The organism is Virgisporangium ochraceum, from assembly GCF_016863655.1.
Lineage (GTDB): Bacteria > Actinomycetota > Actinomycetes > Mycobacteriales > Micromonosporaceae > Virgisporangium > Virgisporangium ochraceum.
Map to the genome: position 1 here is coordinate 72,790 of NZ_BOPH01000125.1, position 14,162 is coordinate 86,951.

The following is a 14,162-nucleotide window of genomic DNA, read 5'->3' on the forward strand; positions in this document are numbered from 1 at the left end:
GCGAGGTGATGTGCCATGTCCCCGGGTGACGGGAACCGGCTGCCGTTGACGGCGGCCCAGCGCGGCATCTGGTACGCGCAGGGTCTGGACGCCACGAACCCCATCTACAACGGCGCCGAGTACGTCGACATCGCCGGGCCCGTCGACGCGGGCGTGTTCCTGGCGACGCTGATCCGGGTGGTCGGCGAGACCGACGCGCTGCGGGTCCGGTTCCACACCGACGACGAGGGCCCGTGGCAGGTCGTGCACGACGAACCGGCGGTGGACCTCGCGGTCACGGACGTGTCGACCGAACCGGACCCGGTGGCCGCGGCCGAGCGGCTGATGCTGGCCGACGTGCGCCGGCCGGTGGACCTGCTGCGGGGCCCGCTGTTCACGCACATCCTGTTCCGGGTCTCCGACGACCGGCACCTGTGGTACCACCGCTGCCACCACATCCTGCTCGACGGCTTCAGCGGCGCCCTGTTCGCCGCGCGGGTCGCGGCCGTGTACACCGCGCTCGCCGCGGGCGCCGAGGTTCCACCGAGCGGGTTCCGGCCGCTGCGCGACCTGGTCGACGCCGAGGCGGCCTACCGCGCGTCCGACCGTTTCACCGCTGACCGCGACTACTGGACCGCGGAGCTCGCGCACCGGCCCGAGCCACCGACGCTGGCGGCACGCCACCCCACGATGCCCGACCGGCTGGTACGGCACCGCGCGGAGCTTCCGGTGCCCACCGCGCGCGCGGTGCGGGAGGCGGCCCGGTCCTGCGGCGTCACGCTTCCGGCGATGCTGACCGCCCTGGTCGCCACGTACCTCCAACGCCTGACCGGCGCGCCCGAGGTGGTGCTGGGACTGCCGGTCACCACCCGGCTGGGCCGGGAGGCGCGCAGCGTACCGGGCATGGTGTCCAACGTGCTGCCGCTGCGGGTGGCGGTCCGTCCGGAGTGGACACTGGAGGAGCTCGGCGCGTACGTGTCGACGCGGATGCGCGAGGCCCTGCGCCACCAGCGGTACCGGTTCGAGGACCTGCGGCGCGACCTGAACCTCGTCGGTGACGAGCGGCGGCTCGTCGGCCCCGACGTCAACATCATGATGTTCGACTACGACGTCCGGTTCGCCGGCGCCCGGGCGACCGCGCACAGCCTCGCGCTCGGCCCGGTCGACGACCTGTCGGTCGTGGTGTACGACCGGTCCGACGCCCACGGGCTGCGCATCGACTTCGAGGGCAACCCGCACCTGTACTCCGACGAGGAGCTGGCCGCCCACCACGAACGGTTCCTGGCGTTCGTGGCGGCGGCCGTCGACCACAGTGGACCGGTCGGCCGGCTCGACACGGTGGCGCCGGCGGCCGTCGACTGGTCGTTCGTCTCCGACCCGCCGTCGACGCCCGTGACCACGCTGGCCGACCTCTTCGCCCGGCAGGCCGCCCGCACGCCCGACGCCACCGCGGTGGTCGACGGCGACCGGCGACTGTCCTACCGGGACATCGCCGGGCGCGCCAACCGGCTGGCCCGCGAACTGGTCCGGTCGGGTGCCGGGCCGGAGCGGTTCGTCGCGCTGGCCCTGCCGCGCACCGCGGACCTCGTCGTGGCCGTGCTCGCGGTGGTCGCCTCCGGCGCGGCGTACGTGCCGCTGGACCCGCAGTACCCGACGGACCGCCTGGCTTTCATGCTCGACGACACCCGGCCGGTGGTGCTCGTCTCCACCGCCGAGGTCCTCAGCCGCCTGCCCGACGTTCCCGTGACGTGCCTGTCGGTCGAGGACGGGCCCGGCGGGGCCGACGGCACCCCGCTCACCGACGCCGACCGGGTGGAGCCGCTGCGCCCGGAGCACCCCGCATACGTCATCTACACGTCGGGGTCCACCGGGCGTCCCAAGGGCGTGGTGATCCCGCACCACAACGTCGTCCGGCTCTTCGACGCGACCGACGCGTGGTTCGGGTTCGGCACCGACGACGTGTGGACGCTGTTCCACTCGTACGCGTTCGACTTCTCGGTCTGGGAGCTGTGGGGCGCGCTGCTGTTCGGCGGCACGCTGGTCGTGGTGCCGCACGCGGTTTCGCGGTCGCCGGGGGAGTACCTGACCCTGCTCCGGCGCGAGCGGGTCACCGTGCTGAACCAGACGCCGTCGGCGTTCTACCAACTGGTCCAGGCCGGCGCCGACGACCCGGCGTCCGACGGCGACCTGGCGCTGCGCACCGTCGTGTTCGGCGGCGAGAGCCTGGACCCGCGCAAGCTGGCCCCGTGGTTCGAGCGCCACCCCGCCGGATCACCGGAGCTGGTGAACATGTACGGCATCACCGAGACCACCGTGCACGTCACGCGTCTGGTGCTGGACAGGGGCTCCGGTGAAAACGCCGTCGGCCGGCCCATCCCGGACCAGCGGGTGTACGTCCTCGACGGCGCGCTGCGGCCGACGCCGCCGGGCGTGAAGGGCGAGCTGTACGTCGCCGGGGAAGGGCTCGCGCGCGGCTACCTGAAGCGTCCGGCGCTCAGCGCCGGCCGGTTCGTCGCCGACCCGTTCGGCCCGCCCGGCGCGCGCATGTACCGCACCGGTGACGTCGGCCGCTGGGCCGGCCCCGGGCGGCTGGAGCACCTCGGGCGCGCCGACGACCAGGTCCAGCTGAGGGGCTTCCGGATCGAGCTGGGCGAGATCGAGGCGGCCCTCACCGCGCAGCCGGGAGTCGCACAGGCCGCCGTCGTTCCGCACGAGCAGCAGCGCGGGGACCTGCGGCTGGTGGCCTACGTCGTCACCGCGCCGGGCGCGGACCCCGACGCGGCGACGCTGCGCAAGCAGGTGGCCCAGGTGCTGCCCGACCACATGGTGCCGTCGGTGTTCCTGCCGGTGCCGGCGATCCCGCTGACCGTCAACGGCAAGCTCGACCGGCGTGCCCTGCCGGCGCCGGACCTCAACGCGGTGACCTCCGACGGCGTGCCGCGCAACCCGCGCGAGGAGCTGCTGTGCCGGCTCTTCGCCGAGGTGCTCGACGTGCGCCGGGTCGGCGTCGACGACAACTTCTTCGACCTGGGCGGACACTCGCTGCTCGCCACCCGGCTGCTCGGTCGCGTGCGCGAGACGTTCGGCGTGCAGCTGAGCATCCGCAGCCTGTTCGAGTCCCCGTCACCCGGTACCTTCGCCGCGCGGCTCGACGTGGGCGGCGACAGCGGCGGCCCGTTCGACGTGCTGCTGCCGTTGCGGACCTCCGGGGCACACGCACCGGTGTTCTGCGTGCATCCGGCCGGCGGCCTCAGCTGGTGCTACTCGGGTCTCATCAAGCACCTCGGTCCCGACTACCCGGTCTACGGCCTGCAGGCGCGCGGCCTGGCCGGCGACGAACCGATGCCGGCGACGATCGAGGAGATGGCCGACGACTACGTCGAGCAGATCAGGACGGTCCGGCCCACCGGCCCCTACCGCCTGGTCGGCTACTCCGCCGGCGGCGTCATCATCCACGCGATGGCCAGCCGCCTGCGCGAGCTGGGGGAGCGGGTCGACCTGCTCTGCGTGCTCGACACCTACCCGAACCAGCGCCTGCCCGGGATCACCGAACAGGACATCCTGGCCGACCTCCTCGGCTGGGTCGGCTACGACCGCCGGTACCTGGGCAGCGGGCCGCTGACGCACGCGACGGTGACGGCGGTGCTGCGCAAGCTGGGCAGCGCCCTGGCGAGCCTGGAGGAGAGCCACGTCGGCGCGATCAGCCGCATCTACGCCAACAACCGGACCCTGTTCGACGGGTTCCGGCCCCGTCACTTCGACGGCGACCTGCTCCTCGTCGTCGCGACGCTCGACAAGCTCGACATCTCGCCGACGCCGGAGACGTGGCGGCCGTACGTCGGCGGCGCGCTCGAGGTCCGCACGGTCGACCGGCAGCACACCGACCTGATGAAACCCGGCCCGTTGACCGAGATCGGCGCGATCGTGGCCGGGCGCCTGGCCGAGCTGGACGGCCCACGCACCGAACCGACCCGAGGAGGGGTCTCATGAAGGTACTCATCTACACCTACGGCAGCCGGGGTGACGTGCAGCCGTACCTCGGGCTCGCGCGCCGCCTCGTCGAGACCGGCCACGAGGCGGTCCTGGCGGGCCCGGCGCGGTTCGCGTCGCTCGCCGCGCCGTACGGGGTCGGGTTCGCGCCGCTGGACGACGGCCCGCTGCGGCTGGCCGAGGCGCGCAACCAGCGATCGGAGGGCAGCGAGGGCAAGGGGATCCGCGGCGCTCTCGCGATGATGCGTGAGCTGAAGCAGATGATCCCGAACGTGCTCGCCGAGTGCTGGGCGGCCGCGGCCGACGGCGCCGACGTGGTGCTGCACCACCCGGGGCTGTCCGTGGGTCAGCACATCGCGGAGAAGCTGGGCGTTCCGGCGGTGCCGACCGCGCTCCAGCACGGCTACGTGCCGACGAGGGAGTACCCGAGCCTCGCGCTGTCGGCCGAGAACCTTCCCGGCTGGCTGAACCGGCTCAGCTACGTGCTGCTGAAGGCCGGGTCCGTGGCGTTCAAGGAGCCCATCGAGACCTGGCGCGCCGGCACCCTCGGGCTGCCGAAGCGCAAGGACCGCCACGACGTCTTCCGCAACCCCGACGGAACGCCCACGATCGTGCTCAACGCGTTCAGCCCGACCGTGTTCCAGGTGCCGGCAGACTGGCCCGACCGGGTGCGGACCACCGGCTACTGGTTCCTCCCGGCCAGTCCACAGTGGACACCGTCGGCGGAGCTGAAGGGCTTCCTCGACAGCGGGCCGGCGCCGGTCTACATCGGGTTCGGCAGCTTCATCGGCGCCGACCCGGAACGGGCCGGGCGGGTGGTCGCGGAGGCGGTGCGCCGGTCGGGGCTGCGGGCGGTCATCGCCCGCGGGTCGGGCGGCATCGAGGTCACCGACCTTCCCGACAACGCTTTCCTCCTGGACGAGGCACCGCACGACTGGCTGTTCCCGCGGTTGCGGGCCGTCGCGCATGCCGGCGGCGCCGGCGTGACGGCCGCGGCGCTGGCCGCCGGCGTTCCGCAGGTCGTCTGCCCCACGCAGAACGAGCAGCTGTTCTGGGCGCGACTCATGCGCGGGCACGGCGTCGCCGCGGAACCGTTGCGCTACAAGAGATTGGACGCCGACGCGCTCGCGAGCGCGCTGACCACGGCGGCGACCGACCCCGGCCTCGCCCGGAAGGCGGCGGAGCTGGGCATCCGGGTGCGCGCCGAGGACGGCACCGGTGCCGCCATCCGGGTCATCGAGGAACTGCTCGCCCGGCCGGCCGGCGCGGCGGTCCGGACGGAGGCGACGGCATGAGCATCGCGACGAAGCTGGCCGCCGACCCGACCTCGGTCGAGGCGCAGAACGCGTTCTTCCCCTGGCTGCGGGAGCGGCGGGAGAACGCGCCGGTGAGCCTGGACCCGGAGACCGGCCACTGGAGCGTGTTCCGCTACGACGACTGCGTGCGGGTGATGAACGACCCGCACACGTTCTCCAACGACCTGACCGACCTGACCCCGCCGCAGGAGGACTACGACCTGTTCCTCAAGGGCAACCTCGCCACGATGGACGAGCCGCGGCACCGGCGGATGCGGCTGCTGGTGAGCCGGGCGTTCACGCCCCGGTTCATCGCGTCGCTGAAACCGCGGATGATCCAGATCGCCGCCGGCATCCTCGACGGGCTCGACGGCACCGACGAGTTCGACGTGGTGCCCACGCTCGCGTCGTCGTTGCCGCTGACCGTGATCTGCGAGCTGCTCGGCGTGCCGATGGAGGACCGGGAGACGTTCCGCGAGTGGGCGCACGTGATCCACGACAACGGCGGCGAGAGCGTGGAGCAGATGCTCGTCGTGGCGCCGGCGGTCCGGGCGATGAACGGGTACCTGCGCTCCCTCATCCGGCAGCGGCGCGCCCACCCGCGGGAGGACCTCGTCACGAAGATGGTCTCGGCCGAGCACGAGGGCCGGCGCCTGGAGGAGGACGAGATCATCGGGTTCATCGGGCTGCTCCTGATCGCCGGTCACCTGACCACGACAGCGATGATCACAAATATCCCGTCGCTGTTCGACAGCCGCCCGGACCTGTGGACCCAGCTGCGGGCCGATCGCGACCTCGTCAAGGGCACCATCGAGGAGATCGTCCGGTACCGGCCGTCGTTCACCCGCTTCGTGCGGCGGACGCTGGCCGAGTCCGAGATCGGCGGGCAGCGGATCCCGGCCGGCGACCTGCTCAACGTCTGGATCGCGTCGGCGAACCGCGACGAGGCGCACTTCCAGCGTCCCGACGAGTTCGACATCCGTCGCGACCCGAACCGGCATCTCGGTTTCGGGCAGGGCATCCACTACTGCATCGGCGCGTGGCTCGCCCGCATCGAGGGCGACGTCGCGCTCAACGCCCTGCTCGACCGGTTCACCCGGGTCTCCGTGCAGCACGAGCGCGGCGTGACCTACCTCGACCCGGACATCATGCTCGGCGCCACCGTGCTCCCCGTCCGGGTGACCAGACCCTGATGGCCACGGCGTACGTCATGGTCGAGACCGCGGGCCCGTGGCGGGGACCGGGCTGCGCGCGGTTCGTCTCCGACGCGGTCACGCTGTGCCGGGCGGGTCATCCGGTGCAGCTCGTGCTCCTGCAGGACGGTGTCACGGCGGCGCTGCCGGGCGCCGTCCCCGGGCTCGGGGACGGCGTCGAGGTCTGGGTCGACGAGTTCTCGTTGTCGCAGCGCGGGTTGCCGGTGGAGAAGCTGGCGCCGGCGACCCGCGTGGTCACGATGACCGAGATCGCCCTGCGGATCCTCGACCCGGCGACGCGGGTGGTGTGGCACTGATGGCCCCGCGGAAGGCCCTGTCGAAGGCCCCGCACACCGACGTGCTGCTGACCGTGATGGGCGCGCCGCACGAGTCCGACCTGTTCACCAGCGTGCTGCGGCTGACGCAGGCGCTCCTGGAGACCGGCGCGTCGGTGCAGGTGTGGACGTGCGGGTATGCGAACATGATGACCCAGCGCGGGCTCGGGGACTCCAAGCCGCGCAACCTCGCCGCCTGGTCGGTGGACTACCCGTCGCCGGCGACGCTCGTCCGTGGGCTGCTGGACCGGTTCCCGGGGCGGCTGTTCTGGTTCGGGTGCCGGTTCTGCAGCGACGACCGCGGTGCCGTCGACCACCTGCCGGAGGTGGCGCTGCGCGCGCCGTCGAAGTTCGCCGACCACGTGGGTACAGCGCGCAAGACGCTGTTCATCGGGGTGATGTGATGCGGGGACTGGCCATCGTCGAACGGGCCTACCGCGGGGCGGTCGAGAACCAGTACGCCGACGCCCTGTACTGCGCGTACCTGCTGCACCAGCACATGGGCGGGCTGGACATCCTCCTGCGCGGCCCGGCCGTGTCGTACGTGGCCGCCGCGCCGGCGCCGCCGGGCCTGCGGGTCGGCGACCGGGTCGTGCGGACGCTGAGCGACCCGCGTGCCGGGCTGCGACGGCTGATCGCGGCCGGGGTGGGCGTCTGGGCCGAGGAGCAGGACGTGCTCGCGCTAGGTCTGTCCACAGAGGACTGTGTGGCGGTCGGGGTGTCCATGACGGACAGTGCGGAGATGACCCGACGGTGGGACGGCTACTGGAGCGTCTTCTACCTGTGACGCCTATCTGGGACCCCGGAAACAGCGCCACCCCAGTACCGCCCAGCACACGCCCCACGCGATGAAGAACGGCGACCACAGGAACAGGTCCCAGCGCACCGTGTACTCCGTCTGCGGGGACACCCCGATGACCAGCCGCTGGATCCCGCCGACGATCTGGCCGACGCCGCGCAGGACCATGAGCGCGGCCAGTCCCCACGTGCCCGCCAGCACCAGCCAGCGCGGGAAGACCCGGAACCACGGGCGGGTGGTGGCGACCGCGGCAAGCGCGGCGGCCGCGGCCAGACCGACGCTGACCCAGTGCCCGACGACGGTTCCCGGCTCGCGGGCGAGCAGGTCGTCGATCGCCTCCCGGGGCAGCGGGGACTCGGCCATCAGCGTGGAGCCGCCGAGCGCCCAGTGCAGCTTGAGCGCGCCGTACGCCACCGCGCAGGCGCACGCGCCGTAGACGGGCCAGTCGCGCAGCAGGGCCGGCGTCGTCCGGTCCGGCGCCACGCCGGTCACCCCCGCCGCCACTGACGCGAGCGCCGCTGGTACGACACCGTGGCGGCGGTCCACAGCGCCAGGCCGGCGACGGTCTGCACCCCCATGAGGATCCGCTCCTCCAGCGGCTCCGAGCCGCCGAAGACCCGGGCGGCGACGAACGGCACGCCCGCGGCCGTCGGCACGAGCGCGCCCCACATCGCCGTGAGCATCATCCACCGCGGGATCCGCCGCCCCCAGCCCTGCACGCTCGCCAGGGCGAGCACGGCGGCGCCGGCACCCATCGCGGCGAGCGTCCCCTGCCGCAGCGCGACGTGGCCGAGCTCGTCGTACGCCGACCGCGGCACCTCCTCGCCGAAGGGCATTCCGAGCTTGCCCTGCACCGCGTACGTGGCCTTCATACCGGCGTAGACCAGGAACCCGGCGGCGCAGACGTAGGCCGGCCAGGCCGACCGCCAGGGCGCGTGCCCGCCGGTGTCGGCAGGCGCTTCGGTGTCGGCGTTCGCGGTGGGTTCGGTCATCGAGTGACATCCTTCCGGCGGGGAGTCGGTATCACGGGCCGAGGGTGCCCGGCCACAGGTGTTCGGGAGCCGGCCGCGTCGTGCCGCGCGCCCACGCGTCGAAGAACGCCGTGAGGTCCTGCCCCGACACCCGTGCGGCGAACGCCTCGAACTCCGGCCAGGTGGCGTTCGAGTGGGCGTGCAGGGTCGGCCACGACCGCAGAACCGAGGCGAACGCCCGCTCGCCGATCCGGTGCCGCAGCGCGTGCAACGCGAGCGGTCCGCGCAGGTACACGGGGTAGTTGAACTCTTCGTTCGGTCCCATGTCGTACAACGGGCGGGTCCAGAAGTCGGGGATCCACTCCTCGGCCTGCGCGATCAGGTCGCGGTACCGGGCGTCGAGGTCGGCGCCGTCCTTCGCCTCGTCCCACAGCCAGGGGGCGTAGCTCGCGAAGCACTCGGAGACGCAGACGTCCTTCCACTGCCGTACCGTCGCCGAGTCGCCGAACCACTGGTGGGCGGTCTCGTGCACGACGGTCGCCAGGTCGGCGTAGGCCGCGTACACCGGGCGGCCCTGCGTCTCCATCGAGAACGGCACGGGGTCGGCGAGGAAGACACCGCCCGCCGCGTCCTGGGGATACGGGCCGAACCTGGAGGCCATGAACCCGATTATCTCCGGCAACCGGGCCGCCAGCGAACGCTTGTCGTCGCCGACCCCGGGCGCGTAGGCGTGCACGACCGGCGTGCCGTCACCCAACCGGGTGCGCTCCACCGTGAACCGGTCGATCGCGAGGAGGGACAGGTACGTCGCCATCGGCCTCGTCTGCGCCCACCGGTAGGTGGTCCAGCCCGGTCCGGTCGTGCTGCCGGCCTCCCGGCCGTTGGACACGACCGTCCATCCCGTGGGAACGGTGGCGGTGAGCCGGAAGGTCGCCTTGTCCGTCGGGACGTCGTTGGCCGGGAACCACGTGGTGGCGGTGTGCGGGGCGCCGGCCGCGAACACGCCGCCGGTGCTCGTGTCCTGCCAACCACTCAGGCCGAGCAACCGGTGCGGGAGCGGCGCCGGCCGGCCCTCGTAGCGCACCACGGCGCGGAACCCGGCACCGCGGCGCAGCGCGTCGTCGGGCGTGATGACCAGCTCGTGCTCGGCCTCCCGGGTGAACCGGGCCGGCCGGCCGTCGACGGTGACGGCGGTGACCGTCAGGCCGTTCAGGTCGAGGTTGAACCGGCGCAGCGCCCGGGTCGCGCGTGCGGTGACGACCGCCTCCCCCGTGAGCAGACGCGTGTCCGGCGCGTAGGTGAGCCCGAGGTCGTAGTCGAGGACGTCGATCCCGCCGTTGCCGTCGGTGGGGTAGTACGGGTCACCGGCACCGGCGGCGCCGTCGACCGGTGGGTGGCCCGCCCCGGTCGTCAGCAGGAGGGCGGCGGCGGCCACCGCCAGGAGCACGCGGCTTCGGTTCACGGCTTTGTCTCCCTACCGGCAGGCTCTCATCGACAGGCGAAGTCGACGAGCAGGTCGTGGTGCTCCGTGCGGTCACCGGTCCGGGCGTAGCGGGTCTTGTCGACGTACCGCTTGAGGTAGCTGGCCCCGTCGGTGCCGCCCGAGCCCTTGATGTCGGCCAGGTACCTACGCCCGAACCCGTAGTGCCGGCCGCGCCAGGTGAGCAGCGCGCGGGTGCTGTCGTCGAGCAGCGACCGCAGCGCGGGGTCGCCGGTCTCCTCGACGACGTCGACCAGCGCCCGCCGGCCGCGCAGGGCCGGTGCGTTGAGCACGGCCAGGTGGGGGAAGCGGTCGTACGTCTCGGCCTTGCGGGGGTCGTGCCCGTAGACCACCAGCTCCATCAGGTGGTAGTTCAGCGACTGCACGGCACTGGCCGCGCCGGTGGCCTCCCGGAATCCCATGAACATGGTCGGGGTCAGCGTGCGCAGCAGGTGGAAGATGTCGTTGAGCAGGTCCGCGTACGTGCCGAGGCGGCGTAGCCGCTCGCCGGCGAGCGGCGGGTCGGCGCCCACCGCGTCGACGACCCGGTGCGCGGTCTGCCGCACCAGGAAGAAGACGAGCTCGCAGGCCTGCACGCACCGCAGGAAGATGTGCTCGTCGTGCTTGTCCGACTGCCGGAAGCCGCTGCACCGCGAGAGCAGGAACCGCCGGCGGCGCGCGCTGTCGGTGACGAACTCGCCGCGGACGAGGTCCTGCACGGTCTCACCGCTGCCGGGGTCGGTGACGATCCGGCGGACGCGGGTGATGAGGGTCCGCAGCCGGTGCAGCCGTTCGCTCGTCTCGGCCGAGGGACGCCAGACCCGGCCGGCCTCCCGGCTCTCCACCCGGGCCAGGTCGGAGAGTGTCACGTGCAGCGCCACCAGTGCCGCCCGGTCGGTGTCGTCGGGGTGCTGGCGCAGGTACCAGTCGAACACGTGCAGGCTGGTGTACCGGTAGTACTCGGGAATGGTGTCGCGCCGGCTGAACGACCGGGTCAGCAGCCGGACGGTCTCGTCGTGCGGCCCGTCCGCTCCGACCGACGCGCGCTCGTAGCACGCGGCCAGCTCGTCGCGTTCGGCGTCGGTGAGGACGATCCGCCCGTTGGTGAACTGGAGGTCGGCGAACCGCTCGCAGTCGGCCGGCATCCATGTGGTCTCCAGGTGCCTACGCATGTGACCCCTCTGCTGTGGACCGGTGTCCGATGACCAGGTGCTTGTCCTGAGTGGACCGTCGCACGTCGCACCGGACGAAACCGGCCCCGTGCAACAGCTCGACGTACTCGGCCGCGCTGCGGTGGCGGCCGTCGGTCTCCACGTGCATCGACAGGTTCATCGCGGCGGTCGCGAGCGGGCCGCGCTTGTCGTGGTCGAACAGCCGCTCCATCACCACGACCCGACCGCCGGGCGCACACGCGTCATGGGCGGCGCGCAGCAGGGCGAGGCACGTCTCGTCGGTCCAGTCCGAGAGGATGTAGCCGAAGCTGATGCAGTCACCGCCCGGCAGCGGGTCCCGGAAGAAGTCGCCGCCGACGAAGTCGAGCCGACCGTCCAGCCCGTACCGGTGCCGGGTCCGCGCCAGGTGCGGCTCCACGGCGGGCAGGTCGAACACGGTGGCGCGCAGGTCGGGGTGGGCGCGCAGGGCGGCGACGGAGAACGGGCCGTTCGCGCCGCCGACGTCGACGAGGTGGGTGTGCCCGTCGAGCTCGGCGAGCTCGACCAGCTCGGTGGAGACGTCGAAGCTGAGCTGCCACATGGCCGCGAGGAACTGTCCGACCGAGGCGTCGTCGCGGTAGATCTCGTCGAACGCGCCCGGGCCCGCGGGCGGCTTGCCGGAGACGAGGTACTCGGGCAGCTGGCGCAGCCGGTCGGCGGTGCTCTCCACCAGGTGCGCGAGGAACCCGCCGAGGTAGCGGGGGTCGTCCGGGTCCAGGTACGGCCGGTGCGCGTCGGGCACGCGGAACCGGCCGCCGTCGTCGCGGTCGATGACCTCGAAGGCGCCCAGGGTCAGCAGCAGACGCTCGACCGTGTCGGGGGTGAGCCGCAACGCCGTGGCCACCTCCGCCGCGTCGGCGCCGTCGTGCGCGATGAGGTACGCCAGCACGCCGTGCTCCGCCGCGAGGTGCAGTGCCGGCGTCGCGAATACGCCGTAGATCGCCTTTTCCAGGTGCGCGGGCGCCATACAAGCACTCCTGTCGCGGGGGATGCGGATACGCGCGGCCGCGGCACGGCCGCGCGTTGTAGAACGGTAGGTCCGGTGACCGGCATCGACGAAGCCCACATCGAAGATCCTGTTGTGGACACCGGATGATCCTGTGAGCGGCCGGTGCCCCGAAGGGGTCACCCGGACCCTGGCAGGGGTCGCTGTCCGTCGATGCAGGGTTAACCGCCGGCGAGGTCGGTCCGTAGTCTGACTTCACTTCAGTAATTCGAATCCACTCGGTTGGATGTCGAGTTCGGAGCCACGCACGGGGGTCGCCACACTGTCGACAGCACCGTGTCGGGGCTCTCCCAAGACCACACGCCTCGCGGTTGCCACCGCGCCTGCGGCAGATCGGGGGAAGAACCGTATGGACGAGCGGGAGCTTCGCGCGTTCCTATCCATCGCGACGATCGGCCGGATGGACATGGCCGCAAAGGCCCTGGGCTATTCGCAGCCGGCCGTCAGCTACCAGATCAAGTGCCTGGAACAGAACCTGGGGTACAAGCTGTTCACCCGGGACTCCACCGGAGCCCGGCTGACCCGGGAAGGGCAGATGATCCTGCCCTCGGTACGTGCCGCGCTCATGCTCTTCGACGGCATCCGGGAAGCGTCGCCGCGGCGGTCGGCGGTCGCATTTCCTGCCTGATTCGAGCCTACGGTCGCCGTACCCGGTACGCCACCGCGCATTCAACAAATCGCACTGCAGGCTTTTCGATGCACCGTTGTCCGCCGCGACGGTCGACTGGTTCCCTGAACCGACACCGAACTGGAGGAACTCGCGATGACCAACCCGTTCGACGACGACGAGGGCAGCTTCTACGTCCTGGTCAACGCCGAGAACCAGCACTCGCTGTGGCCGGCGTTCGCCGAGGTGCCGGCCGGCTGGACCGTGGTGCACGGTCAGAGCGGCCGCAAGGAGTGCCTGGACTACATCGAGAACAACTGGACGGACATGCGTCCCACGAGCCTTGTCGCGGTGATGGAGGGCTCGACCCCGTAACCCTCCGTCCGACGGTCGGCCGGCTCCCGGTGGTGTGACCGGGAGACCGGCCGACTGTCGTCTGTCCACAAAGGAGACACGCAGTGGAGGCAATAGTGCGGCCGGACCCCCGGCCCGACGCCAGCCACGCGCTGGTGTGCTTCAGCTTCAGCGGTGGTGGCACCGCCCGCATGCGGTCCTGGGCGCGGGTGCTGCCGCCGCACGTGGAGCTGCTCCTCGTCTGCTACCCGGGGCGGGAGGGCCGCTTCGTCGAGCCGTTCGCGGCCGACTGGGACGCGCTGGTCGCCGACGCGGTGCGGGTCGTGCACCACGCGGTCACGGTGCCGTACACAGTGCCGTACACGGTGCTCGGCCACAGCCTCGGCGCGTGGGTGGCGTTCGAGGTCGCCGTCCGGATGGGCCGGCTCGGCCGCGCACCGACGACCGTCGTCGCGTCGGCGTCCGAACCACCGACCCGCTGGCGGCACAAGCGCACCCGGCCGCCGACGGCGGCCGACACCGACGACGAGCTGATCGCCTGGATGGGACGCGTCGGGCAGGTTCCGGCGGCGGTGCTCGCCGAGCCGGAGCTGCGGGCGATGGCGGTCGACGTGCTGCGCGCCGACATCCGGGTCTCCGACTCCTACCGCTACCGTCCGGGCGTCCGCGTCGACGCCCCGATCCAGGTGCTGCACGGGACCCGCGACCACGACGTCGATCCGGGGACGCTGTTCGACTGGGCCGACCTGACGACCGCCAGCTGTCTCATCGAAGCCGTCGACGGCGGGCACTTCTACACCGACGAGATCTGGGCCTCGCTGCCGACGCTCGTCTACGGCGGGGCCGACCCGCCGACCACGCGGCGCGTCGGATCGTGGGATCCGGCCCTGACCCAGGCGGGGTGAGCATGTCTTCAGCAACCGAACACGACCGGGTGGTGTT

Annotated in this window: 14 protein-coding genes; 9 read left to right on the forward strand and 5 right to left on the reverse strand. The window is 72.2% G+C overall.

The annotated features are described in order from the left end of the window. Nucleotides 1-15: 15 nt before the first annotated feature. Genes Voc01_RS43675 through Voc01_RS43700 form a run of 6 tightly spaced genes read left to right on the forward strand, consistent with a single transcriptional unit; the run spans nt 16 to nt 7,579 of the window. Nucleotides 16-3,969 carry a non-ribosomal peptide synthetase gene (locus Voc01_RS43675; RefSeq protein WP_203933639.1) on the forward strand — a complete coding sequence of 1,318 codons (3,954 nt, stop codon included), beginning with the start codon at nt 16-18 and terminating at the stop codon, nt 3,967-3,969. Next, nucleotides 3,966-5,264 (forward strand): glycosyltransferase, encoded by a 1,299-nt coding sequence (locus Voc01_RS43680; RefSeq protein WP_203933640.1) that lies wholly within the window; start codon nt 3,966-3,968, stop codon nt 5,262-5,264. Before Voc01_RS43675 ends, Voc01_RS43680 begins: the two co-directional genes overlap by 4 nt. Continuing rightward, nucleotides 5,261-6,457, forward strand: a complete 1,197-nt coding sequence (locus tag Voc01_RS43685; RefSeq protein ID WP_203933641.1) for a cytochrome P450 — start codon at nt 5,261-5,263, stop codon at nt 6,455-6,457. Before Voc01_RS43680 ends, Voc01_RS43685 begins: the two co-directional genes overlap by 4 nt. After that, nucleotides 6,457-6,774 carry a DsrE family protein gene (locus tag Voc01_RS43690; protein WP_203933642.1) on the forward strand — a complete coding sequence of 106 codons (318 nt, stop codon included), beginning with the start codon at nt 6,457-6,459 and terminating at the stop codon, nt 6,772-6,774. The genes Voc01_RS43685 and Voc01_RS43690 overlap by 1 nt, the downstream gene beginning before the upstream one ends. Beyond that, nucleotides 6,774-7,196 (forward strand): hypothetical protein, encoded by a 423-nt coding sequence (locus tag Voc01_RS43695; protein WP_203933643.1) that lies wholly within the window; start codon nt 6,774-6,776, stop codon nt 7,194-7,196. Before Voc01_RS43690 ends, Voc01_RS43695 begins: the two co-directional genes overlap by 1 nt. Continuing rightward, nucleotides 7,196-7,579, forward strand: coding sequence for a hypothetical protein (locus Voc01_RS43700; protein ID WP_203933644.1), 384 nt, complete (start codon nt 7,196-7,198; stop codon nt 7,577-7,579). The genes Voc01_RS43695 and Voc01_RS43700 overlap by 1 nt, the downstream gene beginning before the upstream one ends. Before the next feature lie 3 nt (nt 7,580-7,582). Here Voc01_RS43700 and Voc01_RS43705 read toward each other — a convergent pair whose 3' ends face one another. The 5 genes from Voc01_RS43705 to Voc01_RS43725 are packed head-to-tail and all read right to left on the reverse strand — an operon-like array spanning nt 7,583 to nt 12,220. After that, nucleotides 7,583-8,074 (reverse strand): DUF3995 domain-containing protein, encoded by a 492-nt coding sequence (locus Voc01_RS43705; RefSeq protein ID WP_203933645.1) that lies wholly within the window; start codon nt 8,072-8,074, stop codon nt 7,583-7,585. A gap of 5 nt (nt 8,075-8,079) precedes the next feature. Beyond that, nucleotides 8,080-8,583, reverse strand: a complete 504-nt coding sequence (locus Voc01_RS43710; protein WP_203933646.1) for a hypothetical protein — start codon at nt 8,581-8,583, stop codon at nt 8,080-8,082. Nucleotides 8,584-8,614: 31 nt separating this feature from the next. Beyond that, nucleotides 8,615-10,024, reverse strand: coding sequence for a M1 family metallopeptidase (locus Voc01_RS43715; RefSeq protein ID WP_203933647.1), 1,410 nt, complete (start codon nt 10,022-10,024; stop codon nt 8,615-8,617). Between the two features lie 26 nt (nt 10,025-10,050). Next, nucleotides 10,051-11,214, reverse strand: coding sequence for a tryptophan 2,3-dioxygenase family protein (locus tag Voc01_RS43720; RefSeq protein WP_203933648.1), 1,164 nt, complete (start codon nt 11,212-11,214; stop codon nt 10,051-10,053). Beyond that, nucleotides 11,207-12,220: a methyltransferase gene (locus Voc01_RS43725; protein ID WP_203933649.1), complete on the reverse strand. Its 1,014-nt coding sequence runs from the start codon at nt 12,218-12,220 to the stop codon at nt 11,207-11,209. Before Voc01_RS43725 ends, Voc01_RS43720 begins: the two co-directional genes overlap by 8 nt. 388 nt (nt 12,221-12,608) lie before the next feature. On the opposite strand from Voc01_RS43725, the gene Voc01_RS43730 reads away from it, so the two are divergent. The 3 genes from Voc01_RS43730 to Voc01_RS43740 all read left to right on the forward strand — a co-directional run bounded on the left by Voc01_RS43730 (nt 12,609) and on the right by Voc01_RS43740 (nt 14,125). Further along, complete coding sequence (locus tag Voc01_RS43730) at nt 12,609-12,887, forward strand: LysR family transcriptional regulator (protein WP_203933650.1); 279 nt, start codon at nt 12,609-12,611, stop codon at nt 12,885-12,887. Nucleotides 12,888-13,022: 135 nt separating this feature from the next. Next, complete coding sequence (locus Voc01_RS43735; RefSeq protein WP_203933651.1) at nt 13,023-13,241, forward strand: MbtH family protein; 219 nt, start codon at nt 13,023-13,025, stop codon at nt 13,239-13,241. A gap of 83 nt (nt 13,242-13,324) precedes the next feature. Beyond that, entirely contained in the window at nt 13,325-14,125 is an 801-nt protein-coding gene (locus Voc01_RS43740) for a thioesterase II family protein (protein ID WP_203933652.1), read from the forward strand. Nucleotides 14,126-14,162 lie beyond the last annotated feature (37 nt).

Coding starts and splice junctions, on each gene's coding strand:
- Voc01_RS43695 (WP_203933643.1), top strand. CDS start 6,774: ATGGCCCCGCGGAAGGCCCTGTCGAAGGCCCCGCACACCGACGTGCTG.
- Voc01_RS43720 (WP_203933648.1), bottom strand. CDS start 11,214: ATGCGTAGGCACCTGGAGACCACATGGATGCCGGCCGACTGCGAGCGG.
- Voc01_RS43690 (WP_203933642.1), top strand. CDS start 6,457: ATGGCCACGGCGTACGTCATGGTCGAGACCGCGGGCCCGTGGCGGGGA.
- Voc01_RS43735 (WP_203933651.1), top strand. CDS start 13,023: ATGACCAACCCGTTCGACGACGACGAGGGCAGCTTCTACGTCCTGGTC.
- Voc01_RS43680 (WP_203933640.1), top strand. CDS start 3,966: ATGAAGGTACTCATCTACACCTACGGCAGCCGGGGTGACGTGCAGCCG.
- Voc01_RS43675 (WP_203933639.1), top strand. CDS start 16: ATGTCCCCGGGTGACGGGAACCGGCTGCCGTTGACGGCGGCCCAGCGC.
- Voc01_RS43700 (WP_203933644.1), top strand. CDS start 7,196: ATGCGGGGACTGGCCATCGTCGAACGGGCCTACCGCGGGGCGGTCGAG.
- Voc01_RS43710 (WP_203933646.1), bottom strand. CDS start 8,583: ATGACCGAACCCACCGCGAACGCCGACACCGAAGCGCCTGCCGACACC.
- Voc01_RS43685 (WP_203933641.1), top strand. CDS start 5,261: ATGAGCATCGCGACGAAGCTGGCCGCCGACCCGACCTCGGTCGAGGCG.
- Voc01_RS43730 (WP_203933650.1), top strand. CDS start 12,609: ATGGACGAGCGGGAGCTTCGCGCGTTCCTATCCATCGCGACGATCGGC.
- Voc01_RS43725 (WP_203933649.1), bottom strand. CDS start 12,220: ATGGCGCCCGCGCACCTGGAAAAGGCGATCTACGGCGTATTCGCGACG.